Source organism: Hyphomicrobium sp. 1Nfss2.1 (assembly GCF_965243865.1).
In the GTDB taxonomy this organism is placed as follows: Bacteria; Pseudomonadota; Alphaproteobacteria; order Rhizobiales; family Hyphomicrobiaceae; genus Hyphomicrobium_A.
In genome coordinates this window covers 2,798,987-2,818,735 of record NZ_OZ251603.1, presented here as the reverse complement: position 1 = coordinate 2,818,735, position 19,749 = coordinate 2,798,987, and the positions used below count along the sequence as shown (strand labels likewise).

Below are 19,749 nucleotides of genomic sequence, written 5' to 3'. Positions count from 1 at the left end.
TCCTGCGGGGGTTCGCCGATGAAGTCTTACCGGAATCTCGCCAGTCAGAACGTCGTCGAAACCCTCAGCATTCTGGGACAGCGCATCAATGAGCGCTTTCCCAACTCAGGCTTATTGCGCGTGTGCGAAGAGCTCACGCGCATGGCCGAGCAAACTACCGAACGTGCCGAGAAGATTGCACGCCCGAACATCCTGCTGCTGGCGGGAAGCTGGGGCCTCGTTGCGTTCGGTGCAGCAATGATCGTCTGGCTCGGCTCCAAGGCGCTCACGTTAGAGGCGTCGACGGAGCTGACCAACGTGATGCAGGGCGTCGATGCGGCGGTGAGCCTACTGATCGTGCTGGGCGGTGTAGCATTCTACCTGTCGACGCTCGAGGGCAGGTTGCGCCGCGGCGCAGTGCTCAAGGCGCTGCACGAGTTCCGTTCCATCGCGCACGTCATCGACATGCATCAGCTCACCAAGGACCCGAGTGCTCTCGGGGGGCCACGCACGAGCTCGTCGCCCGAGCGTGACATGACGCGCTACGAGCTCGTCCGCTATCTCAGCTACTGCTCGGAGATGCTATCGCTCGCCAGCAAAGCAGCTGCCGTCTACGCTGAAAAGATCGATGATACGGCGGTGGTGGATGCGGTCAGCGATATCGAGCGGCTCAGCACCGACCTCAGCCAGAAGATCTGGCAGAAGATCACACTCGTCGAAACTGATGTGGAAGATATTCGCGGCGCAACCGCGGTATCGGCCGGCGAGCTGGCGTTGTCGCGGCACGTGCCAGAGGGATGAGCCGCCGGACGAGATTTTAGGCCGCGCAGCGCCAAGTGTTGACGATTACCTCGCCAATACCGACGTAGGGTCTGGACACGGCGGCCGTAGTTTCAGAGTGGGCATATTGGTCGACACGAACACTCTACTGACAGGTGAATGTGCATGATGACGTCTCATGATCCGGTCCCGCTGGCGCAAGCACTGATCCGTTGCGAAAGCGTGACGCCGGTCGAGGGCGGCGCACTGACGCTGCTCGAAGGCGTGCTCGATGCCGCGGGATTTGAATGTCACCGGATGGCGTTTTCGGAACCCGGCTTTCCCGATGTCGAGAATCTCTACGCGCGTCTCGGCAATACTGGGCCGAACCTGTGCTTTGCCGGACATACGGATGTCGTCCCGCCGGGCAACCTCGACGCCTGGACCTCGCCGCCGTTTTCCGCGGAAATCCGCGGAGGCATACTCTACGGACGCGGCTCGGTGGATATGAAGGGCGAGATCGCCTGTTTCGTCGCCGCCTTGAAGCGCTTTCTCGCCTACGACAAGGGCGATCTTCCCGGGTCGATCTCACTGCTGATCACGGGCGACGAGGAAGGCGACAGCGTCAACGGCACCGTCAAGGTGCTGGACTGGCTGAAGGCACGCGGCGAGGTTCTGCACGCGTGCATCGTCGGCGAGCCTTCGAGTCGCGATCGCGTCGGCGATGAGATGAAGGTGGGGCGGCGCGGATCGCTCAACGGCGAGATCATTGTCGCCGGCAAGCAGGGCCATGCCGCCTATCCGCACATGGCAGACAATCCCGTGCCGAAGCTCGCGCGTATCATCGACCGGTTGTCGGGCCTGAAGCTGGACGAGGGCACGAAGCACTTTGAACCGTCACACCTCGGGGTGACCGTCATCTCGGTGCCGAATACCGCAACGAATGTGATCCCCAGCGAGGCACGAGCCCGCTTCAACATCCGATATAACGACGCTCATACGCGGCCGAAGCTGGAGGCGCTGGTCCGTGTGACATGCGAAGCGGCGGCAGCAGAGCTTGGCGCAAAATACAAGCTATCGTTTTCGGGAACGGGCGATGTATTCGTGACGGAACCCGGCCCCCTCGTCGACACGATGCAATCGGCTGTGGCCGAAATCACGGGAAAGGTGCCGAGGCTGTCGACCGGTGGCGGCACGTCGGATGCTCGATTTATCAAGGATCACTGCCCAGTGATCGAGATGGGGCTGGTCAACGCAACGATCCATCAGGTCGATGAGCACGTTCCAGTTGCAGACCTAGAAACATTGACGCGCATCTACGAGCGGTTCCTGACGATGTTTTTTGCGCGCGCCTGAAACATCTTGGCGCTAGCGTCGCGAACGATCCTCTCGTAACATCGGGCGCATACTGCACAGTAGAAATATTGCTTAATTATAAGATGAATTCGAGATTTGATGTTGGCGCAATTTTGCGCCTCGGCGTTCCCAAGAAGCGGTTCAAGGCCGGGGATCGCATCTTCCTGGAGGACGATGCCGGCGATGCCATGTACGTCGTTCTGAGTGGGGCGGTCCATGTGATCGGCTTTGGGCGCGTGCTGGAGCAGGTGGGCGCCGGCGGCGTATTCGGCGAGATGGCGGTGATCAACGACATGCCGCGCTCTGCGGCAGCGCTCGCAAACGAGCCCACGGAGGTGGCGGTGATCGACAGGGCCACATTTCTGCAGCTTGCGGCCGAGGAACCAGAGTTCGCGCTATCGGTCATACAGCTCATGACCGAGCGCGTGCGCACACGCATGACCCACTGACCGGACACCCGGGCGGCTGTTGCCGCGACGGGGCCGGAGACCAGCCCGCAATGCATGGCGGACGCCCTGAGCTGCGCCAAAAGCGGTGGTTGTCGTCTCGTCATTTGAGGCTCAAATTCAAAGCGCTGGATTGCCCTGCCACTTGAGTTGCGCTGCCAAACGGCATCGGGGTGGGGCTGACGCGATAACGCGCAAGGAGAGCCGCCCCGCAAAAGGGGCAGCAACGCCGCGGGAGCATGCTCCGGCGGCGTTGTCTTCTCGTCCCAGGCTTGCTCGCGCCGCCCTCAGGCGTTTTCGTCCCCGGTGACGACGCGGCCGATCCACTCATCGATTCCGATAGTTCCACCCGACTTTGCGACTTGCTCAACCTCTGTGGGGCGCAGCACATCCTGGATGCCGTCGATGCGCTTCCATTCGCACAGCGGAGTCTCGACACCGGGCTGGGGGACGTAGCGGGAGGACTTCACGCGCTGATAGCGGTGGATGTAGCGCGGGCAGTTCATCCAAAGCTCGGTCAGCTTCACACGCACGACGAGCTCGGCTTCGTCGAACGCATCGAGGCACTCGGGCGCATCGGTAATCTCGGCGATGCCCTGCGCGCGCAGGCGAAACGGGCGCTCGAAATCGATGAACAGGAAGCCGACCTGCGGATGGGCGGTGATGTTGCCCATCGACAGGTACATGCCGTTGCCGTCGTAGCTCGGAAACATGATGTGCTGATCGTCGATGACGCGCACGAACCCGGACGCGCCGCCCTTATATGAGACCGTGGGGCGCCCCTCGCCGTCGACAGTCGTTAGGAAGAAGAAATCACGGCTTTCGATAAACGCCTTCTCCTCGGGGCCGATTTCGGTCTTGAGGGCGATCTGCTCGATGCGGTCGGCCATAGGACGCGATGCAAAGCGATCCTGCAGGGCGCGGTGCTGGGGCTGGTAGAGATGGCTCATGGACTATGCTTCCTCCCGAACTTCCTGTGATTTTTGTTTGGCATACTTTGGCACGCGGTCCGGCTTGGCGCGATGGCAATCGGTAGGAGCCATGCCCCCGGCGTTGCCGCAATGGAAACCATGATGCACGACGGGGGATGGCTGCCTTAAGCCGCCGTCAAGCACACCGAAAGCAAGCTCTGCGCTCACTCGAAATCGTTTGGAGGCGACGGTGAAGCAGGACAGTGGGGGGCGCGGCAGGGCCCTTGGTTATTCAAAGCTAGCGTTGCTGGCGCTGCTCGTTGGTTCTGGCGCGGCGGTTGGTGCTGGCATCGCAAACGCCAATGTCGCGCATCCTGGCCCGCGTCCCGACAGCGTCGTCGGCTCGTGGGTTGGTCAGGCGGCGCAGCCGGACCAGGACCCGTTCGACGTGCGCCTCACTTTCGTTTCGCCACGTGGCGGCGTGAGCCGCTATCCGGGTGATCCAGCGTGCGGCGGCGTGCTGACCGGCGATCTCGACGGTGACCATTACGAATACAGCGAGACGATTACCTACGGCAGCTTCGAGGAAGTCGACCAGGGATGCCTCAACGGCAAACTCAAGCTTACGGTCGACGGAGACACCATGAAGCTCGACTGGACGTCGGTGAACGCTGATGGCGAGCAGATGTCAGCCTCGGGCGAGCTGCGCCGGCAGGGCGGAACACGTAAGAACTAGGTGAAACGAGGCGGCGCCGCCCTGCGGCGCCGCGCTCGATTCCAGCTATTGCTTGCTGGCCTCGCCGCTGTCGGCCTGACGCGATGCGAACTTGGCATTTAGGCACGGCGCCAGCGCATCCTTCGATCCATCGAGCGAGAACGTCTCGTCGAGCCCGACTTTCGGCTCCTCCAAAGCCAGCACGCCACCGACCGTCAACTTGCCGAGCAGGTCCTTGAACCAGCCGCGGTCAGCTTCCGTTTCCTTGTGCAAGAGACCGGCAACCAGGCTGTTGCCGGCGACCTCGAGATCGAGACGCAGCGGCTCGCTATAGTCGTCGATGGTCATCTGGACGGCTCTAGTCCCGGCCCAGCGGGCGCGCTTGCCTGCAGCGTCGTCGACCTCCAAGGCGCCATCCCCAGAGTTGTCACCGCCGACAACACAGGTAACGATGAGCGCCGCGCCGCTATCATTGAAGATGCGCGCAGTCCAAATGTTTTCTTGCGTTTGGCCCGCGCGCCAGATGCCAGGAGCTGACGCCTGCTTGCACTCGTCGGCTGCCTTGGCGCGGATACGGTCAAACAGGGGCCGGCGCTTATTCATGACGTCCGGGCGGAGGGACTGCTCCAGCTTGGGCCCGCACTGCGCGTCGAAATCACAGGCGTTCTCTTCCGCGCAGCTCTGGAACTGCGCGAATGCTTCGGTTTCGTTCTGCTGGGTGCAGAGCGGCGCTGCAGCCGTCATACGCAAGCTCACGTCGGCTTCGCGGCCGCCGGCAAGCTCGGATGAGACGCGCCGCTGGTAGCGGCTCTTGCAAATCTCTGCGTCGCAAGGGCGGGCATTGACGCATGCGGCGAAGCGATCAAATGCAACAGCCTCTGCTTCCTTCGTGGTGGCAGGCGGCACATCGTTGCGCGCCTCTAGTCCCGGCGTGCAGGGTTTGGTCGCTATACGGGCGTCGATGAGGTTCTCTTCGAACATCGGCAGCAACTCGCGCACATCGATAGAGTAGAAAATGCCTTGCGCGTAGGAGCTCGCTTCACTCGGCTCGATGGTCAGCGCGTTGATCCCGATGACGCGGCCGCATGCATCGAACAGCGGGCCGCCGCTGTTGCCGTGGTTGATCACGGCCGTGTGCTGAATGAGCGTATCGCCGCCAACGTTGGCAACGTTCGGCAGCACGCGGGCCACCGTGCCGACGCTATAGGACGGCTCGAGAAGCACGGAGGCTACGTTGGAGCCGGGGACCTCGTCGGCCGCCCCGGGGTAGCCAACTGCAGTGACGGTCATCGGTGGCGAGGTCTGGTAGTTGGCCAAGACGACGGGCTCGCCGAAGATATCGCTCGCCGCTTCAATGATGGCGATGTCCTTGTCCGGATTGGTGTCGACGACGCGCGCCGGTACGGTCACCGGCTTGCCGCCGGCCATGAAGCCGATGGCGATCGATGTTGCGCCTTGGACCACATGATTATTGGTGACGATAATCCGATGATTGTTGATGATGAAACCGGTGCCGGACGCACCCCCGCCGTCGGTCTCGACGATGATGCGGACGACGCTTTCGCGCATCTCGTTGGCATCCGGAAGCGGGTCGGCCAGGACGGGGGCGCCCGTCATAAAAAGCGCCGGCAGCGCCAACCAAGCGATACGCGAGACAGACATTGAACTCCCCCAGGGACGAGATGCGGACCAAGCATCAGGTTCGGGGAACTCGATTACAGCCGCCTTACTGACCTCCGGACAAGAGAGCACCAATTAGATTGGGCGTTAACGAAGAGTGTCTTTCGCTCGCCCCATTTTCGGCGCTATCGTCGCCCCTGCAACGGAGACCCCATGCGCTTCTTTCGGCGTCAATCGAGCCCGGTGATGGTGGCTCTGCTCGCGGTCGCGATGCAGGCCGCGGTGCTGATGGCGCATGCGCACGTGCATCCCCAGCCTTCCGGTCGCCATACGCTGCACGTTTTGGCCAAGACGGACGTGCTTGCCTGCCGGGCCATGGTGCGCCCGGCCCACTGCGCACCGGCAATCCCGGACGGGCACGATGACTGCCCATTGTGCTGGCTGCTGCTGGCGTCAGGCGCGGGTGTACTGCCGGCACCGATTGCATTATCCGCCGAGGTTCTTCCTGCCCCTGTGCTGCGAGCGCCAGCAGTCGCGACATTGGCTGGCGACGGCGCAAGCGTGCAGTTTCAGGCTCGTGCCCCACCCTCGCGGCCAATCGGCTAGAACACCCAATCCGTTCATCCAACTGCTGCATCCGCTTGTGGGCGTGCCGATAGAGGCGCGCGAGCGTTCTTGATCGAGGATCACAAAATGCGCACGCATTTCCATTCGGCGCCGTTCATCGCTGCGATTGTCCTCGCAGTGGTGCTGCCGACCGCACTCATGGCTGAGGAAGGTCATCGCGAGCTCGGCGCCCACGTGCACGGGCACGGCACTCTCAACATAGCAGTAGAAGACAAGAGTATCTCGATGGAGCTGGAGGTGCCCGGCATGGACATCGTCGGCTTCGAGCATGCCGCCACGAGCGACGCACAGAAGCAGATGGTGGACGAGGCGAAGATGATCCTGCAGCGGGTTCTGGAGGTGTTCCCGGTTCCCGCAGCGGCAGAGTGTACGGTGGCGTCGGTAGACGTCGCCGTTGAGGCTGAGCGTCATCATGACGAAGACGACCACGACGCCAAGGATGCCAAGGCGGGCGATCATGACCATGACAGCCATGAAGGACACGAAGGTCACAACCAGTTCCACGCGACGTATGAGCTCGCCTGCTCCAACCCGAGCGCATTAACGAGCATCGGCTTCAACTACTTCAAGCATTTCGCCGGTGCACAGGCGCTGACCGTCAACCTCGTGACAAGTAAAGGCCAGAGCAGCTACGAAGTCAGCCGCACCAAGCCGACTCTCGACCTCAGCGGGCTGATGTAATGCAGCGGGCCCACTCAGATGCGGGCAAGCCGGATGTCGTACGCATGACGGGCGTGCGGTTTCGCTGGCCGGGCAAGCGCGGATTCTCGCTGTCGATCGACAGCTTCGCGCTTCCCGCGCGTGAGCGCGTGCTGCTGGTTGGCCCATCGGGGAGCGGAAAGTCGACGTTCCTCAGCTTGCTGTGCGGAATCGTTGCGCCGACGGCGGGCAAGCTCGAAGTGCTCGGCTCCGACCTCACGCTGATGTCCAACGCGGCGCGGGACAGGTTTCGCGCCGAGCACTTCGGCATCATCTTCCAGATGTTCAACCTGCTTCCGTACGGCTCGATCCTCGACAACGTGATGCTGCCGCTGAGCTTCTCGCGCACGCGGGCGGAGCGGGCTGCGCGAAACGGCTCTGCCGATGCGGAGGCACAGCGGCTACTGAAGAGCCTCGGTCTCGATGCCGGTGAACTGGCCGAGCATTCGGCGGCGAGCCTCAGCGTCGGCCAGCAGCAACGTGTGGCAGCAGCGCGCGCGCTGATCGGGGCTCCCGAGCTGATCGTTGCCGACGAGCCGACATCGGCGCTCGATCGCAACCGGCAGCTCGCATTCCTCGACTTGTTGTTTGCCGAAGCGGAGGCCGCGGGTGCCTCGGTGATCATGGTGAGCCACGAGGAAGAACTCGGCAAACGTTTCGACCGGGTGCTGCGGCTCGATGAAATCGCCATCTCGCAACGGAGTGCGGCGGCATGAGCGTGCATCGTCACATCGTTCCGCGCCTTGCAATGCAATCGCTGCGCAACCGGGCGCTGACCGCGTTTCTCACCGTGCTCGCCATTGCATTCTCGGTGATGCTGTTGCTGGGCGTGGAGAAAGTGCGCACGGGCGCACGGCAGAGCTTTGCCGACACCATCTCGGGCACAGACCTGATCGTGGGGGCGCGGTCAGGCAGTATCCAATTGCTGCTCTATTCGATCTTCCGCATCGGCAATGCGACCAACAACGTCACGTGGAAGAGCTATGAGGATATCGCCAAGCGGCCGGAGGTTGCGTGGATCGTGCCGATGTCGCTGGGCGACAGCCATCATGGCTTCCGCGTGCTGGGCACCACGCCCGACTATTTCGAGCACTACAAGTATCGACACGGACAGGGGCTGACGTTCGCTGGGGGTGGGCCGTTCAAGGATCTGTTCGACGCGGTGATCGGTGCGGATGTGGCCAAGGCGCTCGGTTACAAGGTGGGCGATCCCATCATCGTCGCGCACGGGCTCGGCTCGGTTTCGTTTGTCGAGCATGCGGATAAGCCGTTCCGGGTTTCCGGCATTCTCGCCAAGACGGGAACGCCGGTCGACCGCACGGTGCATGTGAGCCTCGAAGCGATCGAGGCCATCCACGTCGACTGGCAAAATGGCATGCCGCAGCCAGGGCAGAGCGTTTCGGCGGATGACGTGCGCAAGATGGATTTGAGGCCCAAGGCAATCACGGCGGCACTGGTCGGGCTGAAGTCGAAGCTCGCAACTTTCAAGCTGCAGCGGGCGATCAACGGCTATTCGGAAGAGCCGCTGTCGGCGATCATGCCAGGCGCCGCGCTGCAGGAATTGTGGGGCCTCGTCGGCACGGCGGAAACCGCGTTGTCGGTGGTGTCGGCGATGGTGGTCGCCACCGCGCTGCTCGGCATGGTGACGATGATCCTGACGACACTGAATGAGCGCCGCCGGGAGATGGCGATCCTGCGCTCGGTGGGCGCGCGGCCAACGACCGTTCTGGGGCTGCTCGCAACGGAGGCGGGGCTGCTGACCTTAGCGGGTGTCGTGCTCGGCGTGGCCATGCTCTATGGCGCGCTGCTGGTGCTGCGGCCATGGGTCGACGCTACGTATGGCCTCAACCTCGATATCAACGCGCCGACGGCGCGGGAGTGGATAATGCTCGGTGGCATCGTCGTCGCTGGGTTCCTTGCCGGCCTGCTGCCGGCGATGCGCGCCTACCGGCTGTCGCTGGCCGACGGCATGACAGTGCGCACGTGATGGAGAAGACGATGAGAAAAGCTTATTGCGGCATTGGTGTAGCGCTGTTTGCGGTGCAGGGGGTGCTCTCCCCCGTGCTCGCCGCGGATGCGCCTATCGACATCACGTGGGCGAAGCTCATGCCGCCCGCGCAGCAGATGAATGCGCTGAAGCCGAAGACGTTCTTTGCTGGTTCGCAGCCGGCGCCGGATGACGGCGGGGCGCCCCCTCCACCGCTTGCCGAGGGCGGCTTCATGTCGGTGAAGCGCAAGCAACCGGGTGGCAATCAGCCGCCGCGCGTTGTTACCGAATATAACGGCAAGCGGGTGAAGATCGGCGGCTACGTGGTGCCGCTCGATTTCGAGGCAACGTCGGTCAAAGAGTTTCTGCTGGTGCCGTTCGTCGGCGCGTGCATTCACGTGCCGCCGCCGCCCGCGAACCAGATCGTCTATGTGAAATCGGAGAAGGGCTTCGAGATCGGCGGGCAGTTCGATCCCGTTTGGGTGACGGGCACGATCAAGACGGAGCCGGCGTTCACCGGTCTTGCCGATGCCGGATACACGATCGATGCGGACGCCGTGGAGCACCGCAAGGAGTAACGCGAGTTTACTCGCTGGCCTCGGGTGCGAGCGGCGCGGGTGGCTTGCCGGGCGGGCGGTGCAGGTACGTCATCGACAGGTAAGCGCCGATCCAGGAGCCGAACGCGGCGAAGACGACGTACACCCAATTGTTGGTGTAGCTGATCACCGCGAACGAGGAGAGCGTGTACCAGAGCGCGCTGTAGTTGGCGGCCGCGAAGCGGCGGCGGTGGATGACCGAGGACGTGAACATCACGTAGACGGCGTCGGTCAGGGCCGTGGCGGCGACAACGCCGAGGGCGAGCCAGGGATCGATCTGGAGCAGGTGTTCCATGCTGCGATGCTAGCGGGCATGCCTTAAGGAACGGCGAGTTGTATTGCCTCGCACGTCTCCCCTGAGATCGTCCGGCCGTCTCCTCACTCCGTCATGGCCGAGAAGTCGGCCATCCACGCCACTGTCGGGGCGCTCGCCTGGCGATTACGAAGCGCCGACAATTGCAAGTTTCCCGTGGCAGCGTCCGACGCCGAGAATGCTTAAGCTGGCGTGGACGGCCACCTGCGTGGCCGTGACGGAAGTATGTGCTGCGCCGCCCGGGATGACAGGGTCGTGCGCTACTTGAAGTGCTTGGAGAGCTTGAGGCCCTGGGCCTGGTAGTGCGAGGCGAGGTCGCGGCCGTAGACGATCTCCGGCATCTCGGTGAGACGCTCGTAGATGAGGCGGCCGATGGTCTGCCCGTCCTCAAGGATGAACGGGACCTTGTGCGAGCGCACCTCGAGCACTGCGCGGGCTCCGGCGCCACCAGCCTCGGCGTGGCCGAAACCTGGATCAAAGAAGCCCGCGTAGTGCACCCGGAATTCGCCGACGAGCGGATTGAAGGGCACCATCTCGGCCGCCTGATCGGGTGGCACGTGCACAGCTTCCTTCGAAGCGAGGATATAGAACTGGTCGGGATCGAGGATCAGGCGCTTCTTGTCGCGCACATAGATCGGCTCCCAATAATCGAGGACCGAGCAGGCGCCGACGGCATCGACGTCAACGAGGCCCGTGTGGCGCTTGGCGCGATAGCCGACGAGACCATCTGCGTTCCCCGCGAGGTCGACGGAGAGCGGGATATCCTGCACGGGCTTTGCTTCCGCACCGCCCGCCCGGAAACGGATCTGTGAGAGGCGGGATCCCTTGCGCACGACGACCGGGAAGGTCTGCGGGCAGATCTCTGCATAAAGAGGGCCGTCATAGCCTGCGGGGATCTGGTCGAAGGCGGAAACGCCGTCGGCGATCACGCGCGTGAACACGTCGAGACGTCCGGTGGAGCTTTTCGGGTTGGTGGCGGCGCAGAGCTCGGGCGGTAGCGCGAGGCCTTCCAGCAGCGGCGCGACGTAGACGCAGCCGGTTTCGAGCACAGCGCCCTGCGACAGGGAGATGGCGTGCATCTGCAGGTCATCGAGCTTGGTGGCGACCTTCTCGTCGCGGCCGGGCAGGAAGCTTGCGCGCACGCGGTACGCCACGGTGCCGAGGCGCAGATCGAGGCTCGCAGGCTGGAGCTGGTTCGACAGCAGCGGCTCCGGCAGCTTGACCCGGTCGCCCGCGATCAGCGCGGTGATGGCCTGCGACGGCAGGATTCCCTCGGCCGGATCGGACCCGGCTCCGCCAGCTTTAACCTCGGCCTTAGCCATCTTCGTTAAGTCCCCGAACGCAAGTGCTGCTTGTCGCTCTAGAGCAAGCAGGCCTTGACGCCAAGCGCGTAGCGGGAGTAATCCCCGCTGATACCTCGTGGTCATTTGGCCGGCCGGCTTGCAGCCACGTAAAACAACTCGCTAAAAGGGCCGTGCGCACCTCGAAGCTTCCAGGCGCGGCTTTTTTTCGCGAGCAGCGCTTTAGCTGGCCGGGCTTTTTGCTGGGCATCCAGGCCCCGGAAGGAAAGTGCGCAATGGCGAGCAACAACGACAATTCGATCGACCCGAAATCGTGGGCCCCGGAAACGCGGCTTGTGCACGGAGGGTCGATGCGCTCGCAGTTCGGCGAGACGTCGGAGGCGATGTTCCTGACGCAGGGGTTCGTTTATTCGAGCGCCGAGCAGGCCGAAGCGCGCTTCAAGAACGAAGATCCTGGCTTCCAGTACACGCGGTTCTCAAACCCGACCGTCTCCATGTTCGAAGAGCGCATCCGGCTGCTCGAAGGGGCCGAAGAAGCGCGGGCGACGGCCAGCGGCATGGCGGCGGTGAATGCTGCGATCCTCGGCTATCTGAAAGCGGGAGACCACATCGTCTCGGCGCGGGCGCTATTCGGCGCCTGTCGCTATATCGTCGACGTGCTGGCACCGCGCTATGGGATTTCTTCGACGCTGGTCGATGGGCGCGACCTCGACGCCTGGAAGAAGGCGATCCGGCCGAACACCAAGCTGTTCTTCTTCGAGACACCGTCGAACCCGACGCTGGAGCTGGTGGACATCGCGGCAGTGTCGAAGCTGGCGCATGAGATCGGTGCAATCGTCGTGGTCGACAACGTGTTCGCCACGCCGCTTCTGCAGCGGCCCATCGAGCAAGGCGCGGACGTGGTGGTCTACTCGGCCACGAAGCACATCGACGGGCAGGGGCGGTGCCTCGGCGGCGTAGTGCTGGGATCGGCCGAATATGTGACCAACCACCTGCAGGAGTTCATCCGCCAGACGGGACCGACGCTGAGCCCGTTCAACGCATGGGTGATGCTGAAGGGGCTCGAGACGATGCCGGTGCGCATCCGTGCGCAGATGGTGACTGCGGCCAAGCTCGCGGACTACCTTGCCGAACGGCCGGAAGTGGCGCGGGTCCTTTACTGCGGCCGGCCCGATCACCCACAAGCCGACATTGCCAAGCAGCAGATGACGGGCGGCGGCCAGATGATCGCCTTCGAGGTGAAGGGCGGCAAGCCGGCGGCGTTCGCCCTGCAGAACGCCCTGCGGCTGATCAAGCTCTCCAACAACCTGGGGGATGCCAAATCGCTGATCACGCATCCGGCAACCACCACGCATTTCCGCATCGGACCGGAGGCGCGGGCGGAGCTCGGGATCGGCGATGGTCTGCTGCGGTTCTCGGTCGGCCTGGAGGCCTTCGAGGACCTTGCAGCCGACCTCGACGCGGGCCTCGCCGCCAGCCGCCGTGCCTAAGAGCTGATCGCATCCAAAGCGATCACGATCTGGGGCTTCCTGCGACATTGACCCGGCGCGCGGCGTCCTTAGTATGCGCCGCCGACGCGTCGGGCGGAACCGACGCCAGGAGCAGAGCCGCACCATGTACGAAGCCGTTACCCGCGGTATCCGCATTCGCGTTACCCCGCAGTACCTGGAAGAGCAGTCGTCTCCGGACGAGGGCCAGTTCTATTGGGCGTATACGATCGACATCGCCAACGAGGGTGATGAGACAGTGCAGCTGCGCTCGCGCGTGTGGCTGATCACGGACGGCATGGGCCAGACCGAGGAAGTGCGTGGGCCGGGCGTCGTGGGTGAGACGCCGGTCATTCAGCCGGGCGGATCGTTCAGCTATACTTCCGGCTGCCCGCTGCGCACGCCGTCGGGCATCATGGTCGGCAGCTATCAGATGACCGACGAAAAGGGTGAGCTGTTCGACGTCGCCGTTCCGGCCTTCTCGCTCGACAGCCCGTTCGTCGTGCGCAGCCTCAACTAGATAAAAGGCAACAGGCGATGAACGGTCCCAGCTACTCGTCAGTCGAGCTGCTGGCGCGGCTTGTCGGCTTCGACACGACCAGCCACAAGCCCAACGTGGCGCTCATTCATTTCGTCGAGGACTATCTTCTCCAGCACGGCGTCGCCAGCGAGATCGTTCCCAACGCTGCGGGTACGAAGGCGAGTCTCTATGCCACCATTGGCCCCCAAGGCGTGCCGGGCGTCGCTTTGTCGGGGCACACCGATGTGGTGCCGGTCGATGGGCAGGCCTGGACGTCCGACCCGTTCGTTCTGGCCGAGCGTGACGGAAAGCTCTATGGCCGCGGCACTGCGGACATGAAGGGTTTCATCGCGTGCGCGCTGGCGGCGGTGCCAACGTTTCTGGCGCGGCCACTGACTGTGCCGATCCACCTTGCCTTTTCGTACGACGAGGAAATCGGCTGCCTCGGCGTACGCCCGATGATCGCTGAGTTTGGCACGCGACTGACGAAGCCGCGCATGGTGTTCGTGGGCGAGCCGACGTCCATGAGCGTCGTCGATTCACACAAGGGCCCGGTGCGCTGGCGCATCGATGTGCGCGGACGGGCGGCCCATTCCAGCATGGCGCCGCTGGGCGTCAATGCGATTGCAGTTGCAGGCAAGCTGCTGCGCGAGTTGGCCGAGATCGAGAACGAGCTAAAGCTGCGGCCGCAGGATCCGCGCTTCGATCCGCCTTATGCGACGCTGCAGGTGACGAAGATCGAAGGCGGTACGGCGACGAACATCGTGCCGATAAGCTGCACCATGCAGTTCGATGTGCGGGCTATTCCGGGCGTCGATATCAGCGCGATCGACCGGCGCATTCGCGCGTTCGCTGCGAACGTGTGCGTGCCGGAGATGCAAAGGATCGCGCCGGAGGCTGGCGTCGACATCGACATCGTCAATCAAGTGCCGCCCTACTCTGCGGGTGCATCGTCCGAGGCTGTCGCGCTGGCGCTGAAGCTCGCCGGACAGAACGAGACGCATGCCGTCTCGTACGCGACGGAGGCCGGGCTGTTTCAGGTGGCGGGTTCGCCGGCAGTTGTCATCGGCCCCGGCGATATCGCTCAAGCGCATACTGCGGACGAGTGGATCGAGAAGGATCAGCTCGACAAATGCGATGCCTTCCTCGGTCGCCTCCGAGACTGGGCGGAGCATGGTTCCGCGGTCCGCTGATCGCAGAGCGATCACGAAATATTCAGCGCTGAACGCGGCTGAATTCGGGAACAACTGGCATGCACGCGGGCTTATGCAGCCATCGACTGTTCGCAGTCATGGAGGCGCAGGTGCATCGCTCGTTAGCTTCATCCCTCGCTCTTGCCGCCGTGGCGCTCACAACGCTGCCCGCTGCGGCGGAGCAAGAGGAGGGCGACGGCAAAGTCGCGTTCAACAACGCTTGCCGGACGTGCCATTCATTCAAGGAAGGCGACAATCGCTTAGGACCGACGTTGCATGGCATCGTCGGGCGCAAGGCTGGCTCGATCGATGGCTTTGAGTTCTCGTCCGCGATGAAGAGTTCGGGCATTACGTGGGATGAGGCAAACCTCGACAAGTTCATCGCCAATCCCGACAACGTCGTGCACGGCAATGCGATGAAGCCGTTCGGCGGTATCTCCGATGCGTCGGAGCGCGCCAAGATCGTGAGTTATTTGAAGAGTCTCAAGTGAGAAGCCCTTTTTGATGACGCAAGTTGAGAGAAGCTTGTTCTGCGGCGATCGTCGCGCAAGCTGAGAGCCGCGCCTCAGGCGCGGGGCCCTTGGGCCCTGGCCGCTACGCGGCTAAGAGGCGTGCATGCGGCGCCTTCCTCATCTCCGTCATCCCGGCGAAGGCCGGGACCCAGACACGCCTCCGCAATCGCATCGGAACAAGCGGTTCGCACCAGCCCAAAGTTCAGATCCAGCCTTCACGAGAAGAGCGCGTTGAAGCTGGCGCAGGCCCCGACATGCGTCGGGGTGACGTCGAGCGGGCGGCGGGCTGAGGTCAGGTGATCTCGTCGGGGGCGAAGCGGTAGGTCTTGGTGCAGAACTCGCAGGTTACCGAAATCGATCCGTCGGGCTCGCGCATGTCGGTGAGATCAGCCGCGCCAAAGCTCTTCAGGAATGCTTCGACGCGCTCGCGCGAGCAGCGACAGAAGGCTTCGATGGGCGTTGATGGGAACGCGCGCACGCCTTCCTCGTGGAACAGGCGATAGAGCAGCCGATCGGGGGCAAGCATCGGGTCCAGCAGCTCGTGATCCTCGACTGTGGCTGCAAGTATGCGCGTGCGCTCCCAGTCATCATCGGCATCGCCGACGATCTCCTCGTCCTCTTCCGATGAAACGACGTGTTCGTCGGAGCCGCCTTCACGCGCGAGGTGCTGAATCATCAAGCCGCCGGCACGCCACTGCCAGCGACCGGGCTCGCCGTTCTCGCCGGCCGTATAGTGCCGGGCTACGGCCAAGCGCAGGAAGGAGGGAAGCTGCTCGGACTGGCGGAAGTAGCTCAAAGCGGCATCGCCGATGCTTTCGCCTTCAAGGGCAACGATGCCCTGATAGCGATCCATGTCCTCGCCGGGATCTATGGTGATGGCGAGATGCCCGACGCCTAAAAGGATAGCGGGGTCGACGTCGTCGGCCTCTTCGGCCATACGCTTTTTGTCGAAGCGCGCGTAGCCGCGCAGCCGCCCGGGCGGCTCGAAGCTGACGACGAGAAAATCAAGGATACCGTCGGTCTTGGTCTGCAGCGTCAGCTTGCCGTCGATCTTTAGCGCAGTACCGAGCATGGCGGTGAGCGCCACGGCTTCACCAAGCGCACGGGAGACGGCTTCAGGCGCTGCATGATGGGACAGTATCTCATCGATGGCAGGCCCGAGGCGCACGAGGCGCCCGATGACGCCCGAGCTTTCGGTGCGGAAGGGCAGCACTAGGTCGTCGCCCGGCGTCTTGCGGGTCTCGGGTGTTGCCGCCGCTTCCACCATCACGATACTCCGAGGCACCAGGCCAATATTGCCTTCTGGGCGTGGAGGCGGTTCTCGGCCTCGTCGAACACGACGGACTGCGGGCCGTCGATGACGTCCTCCGACACCTCCTTGCCGCGATAGGCAGGCAGGCAGTGCATGAAGATGGCGTCCTTGTCGGCTGCCTTCATCAGTTTGTCGTCGACAGCGTAGGGCTGGAGCATCTTCTTGCGGCGGGGCGCATCGGTCTGGCCCATCGACACCCAGGTGTCCGTCACAACGCAATCAACGCCGCGCACGGCCTTCATCACGTCGCTGCCATAGCTGACGATGCCCTTCTCGCGCTTCACCCAATCGACGGCATCCTTCTCGGGACGCAGCTCGTCGGGGCAGGCGAGGCGCAGCTCGAAACCGAAGCGCACGGCGGCGTGCATCCAGGAAACGGCGACGTTGTTGCCGTCGCCGACCCAGGCGACCGAGCGGCCTTTGATCGGGCCCTTGTGCTCCTCGAAGGTCATGATGTCGGCCATCACCTGACAGGGATGGCTCTTGTCAGTCAGGCCGTTGATGACCGGGATCGAGCCGTACTTGGCAAGGTCGAGCAGCGTGTCGTGCGCGTTGGCGCGGATCATGATGGCGTCGACGTAGCGCGAGAGCACGCGCGCCGTATCGACGATCGATTCACCGCGGCCGAGCTGGAGATCGTTGTTGCTGAGCGAAATCGTCTGGCCGCCGAGCTGGCGCATGGCGACGTCGAACGACACGCGGGTGCGCGTCGACGGCTTCTCGAAGATCATCGCCAGCGTCGTCTCTTCGATGCCGGCAGGCCTGAACTTCGCAGGCGTTTTCTTGCCCGCTTTCTTCATGGCGTGCGCCATGTCGATGATCTTGCGCAGCGTCACTGCATCAAGTGCATCAAGATCGAGAAAATGTCTCGTCGTCGGAACGGTTCGCGATTTCGTGGCCATGGCACTCCGGCCGGCTAGGATGTGGGATGGGTATCAGGTTGCAGGAGCCGACAGGCGGTCGAGCGCGCGCGACAGACGCTGCGCGGCCTCGGCAATCTCCTCGTCGGCAATGTTGAGCGGGGGCAGGAGGCGCACGACGTTGTCGGATGCGCCGACGACGAGGAGCTTCTCGGCAAGAGCTGCCTTGACGACGTCGGCAGGCGCAACCTTGACCTTGATGCCAGTGAGCAGCCCCTGGCCGCGCACTTCCTCGACGAGATCGGGATGGGAATCCTTGATGGATGCCAGCGCCTGCTTCATGCGCAGCGCCTTCTGCTGCACGGCCTCGATAAAGCCGGGCTCGAGCACGGCGCCCAGCACCGCGTAGCCGACCGCCGTCGCCAACGGATTGCCGCCGAACGTCGAGCCATGTGTTCCGGGCACGAGGCCTTTGGCTGCTTCTTCGGTTGCCAGCAGCGCGCCGAGCGGGAAGCCGCCGCCGATGCCCTTGGCTATGGGCATGAGGTCGGGCGTGATGCCGGCCCATTCGTGGGCAAACAACTTGCCGCAGCGACCAACACCGCTCTGCACCTCGTCGAGGATGAGCAGCAGGCCATGCTTGTCGCACAGGGCTCGGAGCGCGCGCAGGAACTCGGCGCTGGCGACGTTGACGCCGCCTTCGCCCTGCGTCGGCTCGATCATGATCGCGGCCGTCTCAGGCGTGATGGCCTGCTCGGTCGCGTCGATGTCGCCAAAGGGAACCTGATCGAAGCCCTCTACCGCTGGCCCGAAGCCTTCGAGGTATTTCGGATTGCCGCCGGCGGCGATGGTCGCAAGCGTGCGGCCGTGGAAGGCGCCGGTGTAGGTGATGATGCGCCAGCGCTGCGGGTTGCCATCGACGTAGTGATAGCGGCGCGCGGCCTTGATGGCGGCCTCGCACGCTTCGGCGCCCGAATTGCAGAAGAAGACCTTGTCGGCGAACGTCGCGGCGACGAGACGCTCGGCCAAGCGCTCCTGCCCCTCTACACGATATAGGTTAGAGGTGTGCCAGAGCTTGCCGGCCTGCTCGGTCAACGCTGCGACCAGAAGCGGGTGTGCGTGGCCGAGCACGTTGACGGCGACGCCCGAGCCAAAGTCTAGGTAGCGCTCGCCATCCGGCGTGATGAGCCAGGCGCCTTCTCCCCGTTCGAAGACGAGGTTCTGGCGCGCGTACGTGCCCATGACGGCCGCAGAGGGGCCCGTCGTCTGAACAGCAGCCTTGGGGGTGGATTCCGAGGCTGCCAAGGATGCGGACATCGTTGGCCCACTCCTCATGCAGCGAAGCGTCGCTGGAAACTAAAAAAGCCGCCTCCGCGGCGGCTAGGGAAGCGCTGTAGATACGCGCGCGAGGGTGCTCTGTCAACGGAACGGAGCGGCGGTTGCCTGGATTTAAGGCCACAGCGCGGCGGTCAGCGCCGGCTGCGGGGCTGCGGCAGCGAATCGTGGGGATTGCGTGAGAGTACTGGGGATTTGCCGTGCGGACCTTCGAGCGACCGCTGCCGTGGGCCTGCAACCGCGGGCAAATCAGTCACGGGAGCCGATGTTGCGTGTTGCGAATATACCACCTGTCCCGTGGGATGCCCTGATGCAGTGCGGGACGATCTTGTAGGCCCAATTCTGCCTGTTGTAGGTTTAGGCCTGTCGCGGCACGAGGTCTCGCGCTTGACGCGTGACACTCTTTGAGTAGCCCCGGCTCGACTCGGTGAACCTGTTGTTTGCTCTGTCGTATTCGCGCTTTCCGTCAAGCGCCATCTAGTACGCGTCACCCACAGTACAGCGTCCGTAACCGGTCAGGCATTGGCTTGTCGCGTCCGTAGCGTCCCCGCACGCTCCGCGCCGCGCCCGTGTCTGTCCCGACTGTCAATCGGTGTGCGCATAGGCGCGCGCCCCTGGTACCTCAGGGAGCGAGAATTTATGGCTTGGACGGATGAGCGCGTGGAGCTGTTGAAAAAGCTCTGGGGCGAAGGCTTGAGCGCAAGCCAGATCGCCGGACGGCTCGGCAGCGTCACCCGCAATGCCGTGATCGGTAAAGTTCACCGGCTCGGGCTCTCCGGCCGAGCGACGACCTCGCGCATGAAGAGCCACCGCCCGCGCCCGCGGATGGCTTCCAAGCGCATGGCGAAGACGCGCATGGCGCAGACGGGCAACCCCGCTTTCCGTGCACTCTACCAGGAGGCGGATGTCTATGTGCCGCCCGCGGAAGAAATGGTGATCCCGCTCAACGAGCGCAAAACGATCCAGACGTTGACCGAGTGCAGCTGCCGCTGGCCGATCGGGGACCCACAAGCCTCCGATTTCCACTTCTGCGGCAAGAACAAGGTTCCTGGCCTCCCGTACTGCGAGTTTCACGCCCGCCGTGCTTTCCAACCCCCGCAGGCTCGCCGCCGCGAGCGCGAGGTGGTGGAAATGCCGTCTGCAATGGAGATCGCACCTCCGCGCAAAGAAACCGCTTAAGCGGTCACGCGGCACTAAGCCAAAAATTAAGAGCGCGGGATC

At 63.6% G+C, this 19,749-nt stretch carries 21 protein-coding genes and 1 riboswitch; of the genes, 14 read left to right on the top strand and 7 right to left on the bottom strand.

What is annotated here, in order from left to right; genetic code table 11:
* The first annotated feature begins 18 nt into the window (after positions 1-18).
* From ACP15D_RS13685 to ACP15D_RS13675, 3 genes are all read left to right on the top strand, one after another.
* Complete coding sequence (locus ACP15D_RS13685; protein ID WP_424958002.1) at positions 19-780, top strand: hypothetical protein; 762 nt, start codon at positions 19-21, stop codon at positions 778-780.
* Between the two features lie 144 nt (positions 781-924).
* Entirely contained in the window at positions 925-2,094 is a 1,170-nt protein-coding gene (dapE, locus tag ACP15D_RS13680) for a succinyl-diaminopimelate desuccinylase (protein ID WP_424958001.1), read from the top strand.
* Positions 2,095-2,177: 83 nt separating this feature from the next.
* Positions 2,178-2,543, top strand: a complete 366-nt coding sequence (locus ACP15D_RS13675) for a cyclic nucleotide-binding domain-containing protein (protein WP_424958000.1) — start codon at positions 2,178-2,180, stop codon at positions 2,541-2,543.
* 284 nt (positions 2,544-2,827) lie between these two features.
* Here the strand turns inward: ACP15D_RS13675 and ACP15D_RS13670 are convergent, their stop codons facing one another.
* Positions 2,828-3,490 (bottom strand): pyridoxamine 5'-phosphate oxidase family protein, encoded by a 663-nt coding sequence (locus ACP15D_RS13670; RefSeq protein WP_424957999.1) that lies wholly within the window; start codon positions 3,488-3,490, stop codon positions 2,828-2,830.
* Between the two features lie 211 nt (positions 3,491-3,701).
* Between ACP15D_RS13670 and ACP15D_RS13665 the strand changes: the two genes are divergently transcribed.
* Complete coding sequence (locus tag ACP15D_RS13665; RefSeq protein ID WP_424957998.1) at positions 3,702-4,187, top strand: hypothetical protein; 486 nt, start codon at positions 3,702-3,704, stop codon at positions 4,185-4,187.
* A gap of 45 nt (positions 4,188-4,232) precedes the next feature.
* Here ACP15D_RS13665 and ACP15D_RS13660 read toward each other — a convergent pair whose 3' ends face one another.
* On the bottom strand, positions 4,233-5,828 hold the full coding sequence (locus ACP15D_RS13660; RefSeq protein WP_424957997.1) for a S1C family serine protease: 1,596 nt from the start codon (positions 5,826-5,828) through the stop codon (positions 4,233-4,235).
* Positions 5,829-5,999: 171 nt separating this feature from the next.
* Between ACP15D_RS13660 and ACP15D_RS13655 the strand changes: the two genes are divergently transcribed.
* The 5 genes from ACP15D_RS13655 (at position 6,000) to ACP15D_RS13635 (ending at position 9,677) form a co-directional block, all read left to right on the top strand.
* The gene (locus ACP15D_RS13655; protein ID WP_424957996.1) at positions 6,000-6,392 is read left to right on the top strand and encodes a hypothetical protein; all 393 of its coding nucleotides are present in this window, start codon (positions 6,000-6,002) and stop codon (positions 6,390-6,392) included.
* Between the two features lie 87 nt (positions 6,393-6,479).
* On the top strand, positions 6,480-7,094 hold the full coding sequence (locus ACP15D_RS13650; RefSeq protein ID WP_424957995.1) for a DUF2796 domain-containing protein: 615 nt from the start codon (positions 6,480-6,482) through the stop codon (positions 7,092-7,094).
* Positions 7,094-7,828 carry an ABC transporter ATP-binding protein gene (locus ACP15D_RS13645; RefSeq protein ID WP_424957994.1) on the top strand — a complete coding sequence of 245 codons (735 nt, stop codon included), beginning with the start codon at positions 7,094-7,096 and terminating at the stop codon, positions 7,826-7,828. Before ACP15D_RS13650 ends, ACP15D_RS13645 begins: the two co-directional genes overlap by 1 nt.
* Positions 7,825-9,099 (top strand): ABC transporter permease, encoded by a 1,275-nt coding sequence (locus ACP15D_RS13640; protein ID WP_424957993.1) that lies wholly within the window; start codon positions 7,825-7,827, stop codon positions 9,097-9,099. Before ACP15D_RS13645 ends, ACP15D_RS13640 begins: the two co-directional genes overlap by 4 nt.
* A gap of 11 nt (positions 9,100-9,110) precedes the next feature.
* On the top strand, positions 9,111-9,677 hold the full coding sequence (locus tag ACP15D_RS13635; protein ID WP_424957992.1) for a DUF3299 domain-containing protein: 567 nt from the start codon (positions 9,111-9,113) through the stop codon (positions 9,675-9,677).
* A gap of 7 nt (positions 9,678-9,684) precedes the next feature.
* Here the strand turns inward: ACP15D_RS13635 and ACP15D_RS13630 are convergent, their stop codons facing one another.
* A complete protein-coding gene (locus ACP15D_RS13630) occupies positions 9,685-9,981 on the bottom strand; it encodes a hypothetical protein (protein ID WP_139247116.1) in 297 nt (98 codons plus the stop codon).
* A 287-nt stretch (positions 9,982-10,268) separates the two neighbouring features.
* Complete coding sequence (locus ACP15D_RS13625; protein WP_424957991.1) at positions 10,269-11,330, bottom strand: 2'-deoxycytidine 5'-triphosphate deaminase; 1,062 nt, start codon at positions 11,328-11,330, stop codon at positions 10,269-10,271.
* 87 nt (positions 11,331-11,417) lie between these two features.
* Positions 11,418-11,496: riboswitch (SAM riboswitch) on the top strand.
* A gap of 88 nt (positions 11,497-11,584) precedes the next feature.
* Here ACP15D_RS13625 and ACP15D_RS13620 point away from each other — a divergent pair.
* The 4 genes from ACP15D_RS13620 to ACP15D_RS13605 all read left to right on the top strand — a co-directional run bounded on the left by ACP15D_RS13620 (position 11,585) and on the right by ACP15D_RS13605 (position 15,000).
* A complete protein-coding gene (locus ACP15D_RS13620) occupies positions 11,585-12,799 on the top strand; it encodes an O-succinylhomoserine sulfhydrylase (protein WP_424957990.1) in 1,215 nt (404 codons plus the stop codon).
* Between the two features lie 124 nt (positions 12,800-12,923).
* Positions 12,924-13,316, top strand: coding sequence for a Co2+/Mg2+ efflux protein ApaG (gene apaG, locus ACP15D_RS13615; RefSeq protein WP_424957989.1), 393 nt, complete (start codon positions 12,924-12,926; stop codon positions 13,314-13,316).
* 17 nt (positions 13,317-13,333) lie between these two features.
* A complete protein-coding gene (argE, locus tag ACP15D_RS13610; protein WP_424957988.1) occupies positions 13,334-14,509 on the top strand; it encodes an acetylornithine deacetylase in 1,176 nt (391 codons plus the stop codon).
* 110 nt (positions 14,510-14,619) lie between these two features.
* A complete protein-coding gene (locus ACP15D_RS13605; protein ID WP_424957987.1) occupies positions 14,620-15,000 on the top strand; it encodes a c-type cytochrome in 381 nt (126 codons plus the stop codon).
* 313 nt (positions 15,001-15,313) lie between these two features.
* Here ACP15D_RS13605 and ACP15D_RS13600 read toward each other — a convergent pair whose 3' ends face one another.
* From ACP15D_RS13600 to ACP15D_RS13590, 3 genes are read right to left on the bottom strand one after another with little or no spacing between them, the layout of a single operon-like run.
* Positions 15,314-16,288 (bottom strand): Hsp33 family molecular chaperone, encoded by a 975-nt coding sequence (locus ACP15D_RS13600; RefSeq protein WP_424957986.1) that lies wholly within the window; start codon positions 16,286-16,288, stop codon positions 15,314-15,316.
* Positions 16,288-17,235, bottom strand: a complete 948-nt coding sequence (gene argF / locus ACP15D_RS13595; protein ID WP_424957985.1) for an ornithine carbamoyltransferase — start codon at positions 17,233-17,235, stop codon at positions 16,288-16,290. The genes ACP15D_RS13600 and argF overlap by 1 nt, the downstream gene beginning before the upstream one ends.
* Before the next feature lie 33 nt (positions 17,236-17,268).
* Positions 17,269-18,435: an aspartate aminotransferase family protein gene (locus ACP15D_RS13590; RefSeq protein ID WP_424959236.1), complete on the bottom strand. Its 1,167-nt coding sequence runs from the start codon at positions 18,433-18,435 to the stop codon at positions 17,269-17,271.
* Positions 18,436-19,167: 732 nt separating this feature from the next.
* Here ACP15D_RS13590 and ACP15D_RS13585 point away from each other — a divergent pair.
* Positions 19,168-19,707, top strand: coding sequence for a GcrA family cell cycle regulator (locus tag ACP15D_RS13585; protein ID WP_072370773.1), 540 nt, complete (start codon positions 19,168-19,170; stop codon positions 19,705-19,707).
* The last annotated feature ends 42 nt before the right edge of the window (positions 19,708-19,749 follow it).

Excerpts from the sequence above, each read along its gene's own strand:
- ACP15D_RS13655 (WP_424957996.1), top strand. The coding sequence starts at position 6,000 with ATGCGCTTCTTTCGGCGTCAATCGAGCCCGGTGATGGTGGCTCTGCTC.
- ACP15D_RS13675 (WP_424958000.1), top strand. The coding sequence starts at position 2,178 with ATGAATTCGAGATTTGATGTTGGCGCAATTTTGCGCCTCGGCGTTCCC.
- ACP15D_RS13585 (WP_072370773.1), top strand. The coding sequence starts at position 19,168 with ATGGCTTGGACGGATGAGCGCGTGGAGCTGTTGAAAAAGCTCTGGGGC.
- dapE (WP_424958001.1), top strand. The coding sequence starts at position 925 with ATGATGACGTCTCATGATCCGGTCCCGCTGGCGCAAGCACTGATCCGT.
- argE (WP_424957988.1), top strand. The coding sequence starts at position 13,334 with ATGAACGGTCCCAGCTACTCGTCAGTCGAGCTGCTGGCGCGGCTTGTC.
- apaG (WP_424957989.1), top strand. The coding sequence starts at position 12,924 with ATGTACGAAGCCGTTACCCGCGGTATCCGCATTCGCGTTACCCCGCAG.
- ACP15D_RS13645 (WP_424957994.1), top strand. The coding sequence starts at position 7,094 with ATGCAGCGGGCCCACTCAGATGCGGGCAAGCCGGATGTCGTACGCATG.
- ACP15D_RS13620 (WP_424957990.1), top strand. The coding sequence starts at position 11,585 with ATGGCGAGCAACAACGACAATTCGATCGACCCGAAATCGTGGGCCCCG.
- ACP15D_RS13685 (WP_424958002.1), top strand. The coding sequence starts at position 19 with ATGAAGTCTTACCGGAATCTCGCCAGTCAGAACGTCGTCGAAACCCTC.
- ACP15D_RS13640 (WP_424957993.1), top strand. The coding sequence starts at position 7,825 with ATGAGCGTGCATCGTCACATCGTTCCGCGCCTTGCAATGCAATCGCTG.
- ACP15D_RS13660 (WP_424957997.1), bottom strand. The coding sequence starts at position 5,828 with ATGTCTGTCTCGCGTATCGCTTGGTTGGCGCTGCCGGCGCTTTTTATG.
- ACP15D_RS13600 (WP_424957986.1), bottom strand. The coding sequence starts at position 16,288 with ATGGTGGAAGCGGCGGCAACACCCGAGACCCGCAAGACGCCGGGCGAC.
- ACP15D_RS13590 (WP_424959236.1), bottom strand. The coding sequence starts at position 18,435 with ATGGGCACGTACGCGCGCCAGAACCTCGTCTTCGAACGGGGAGAAGGC.
- ACP15D_RS13635 (WP_424957992.1), top strand. The coding sequence starts at position 9,111 with ATGAGAAAAGCTTATTGCGGCATTGGTGTAGCGCTGTTTGCGGTGCAG.
- ACP15D_RS13670 (WP_424957999.1), bottom strand. The coding sequence starts at position 3,490 with ATGAGCCATCTCTACCAGCCCCAGCACCGCGCCCTGCAGGATCGCTTT.
- argF (WP_424957985.1), bottom strand. The coding sequence starts at position 17,235 with ATGGCCACGAAATCGCGAACCGTTCCGACGACGAGACATTTTCTCGAT.
- ACP15D_RS13625 (WP_424957991.1), bottom strand. The coding sequence starts at position 11,330 with ATGGCTAAGGCCGAGGTTAAAGCTGGCGGAGCCGGGTCCGATCCGGCC.
- ACP15D_RS13650 (WP_424957995.1), top strand. The coding sequence starts at position 6,480 with ATGCGCACGCATTTCCATTCGGCGCCGTTCATCGCTGCGATTGTCCTC.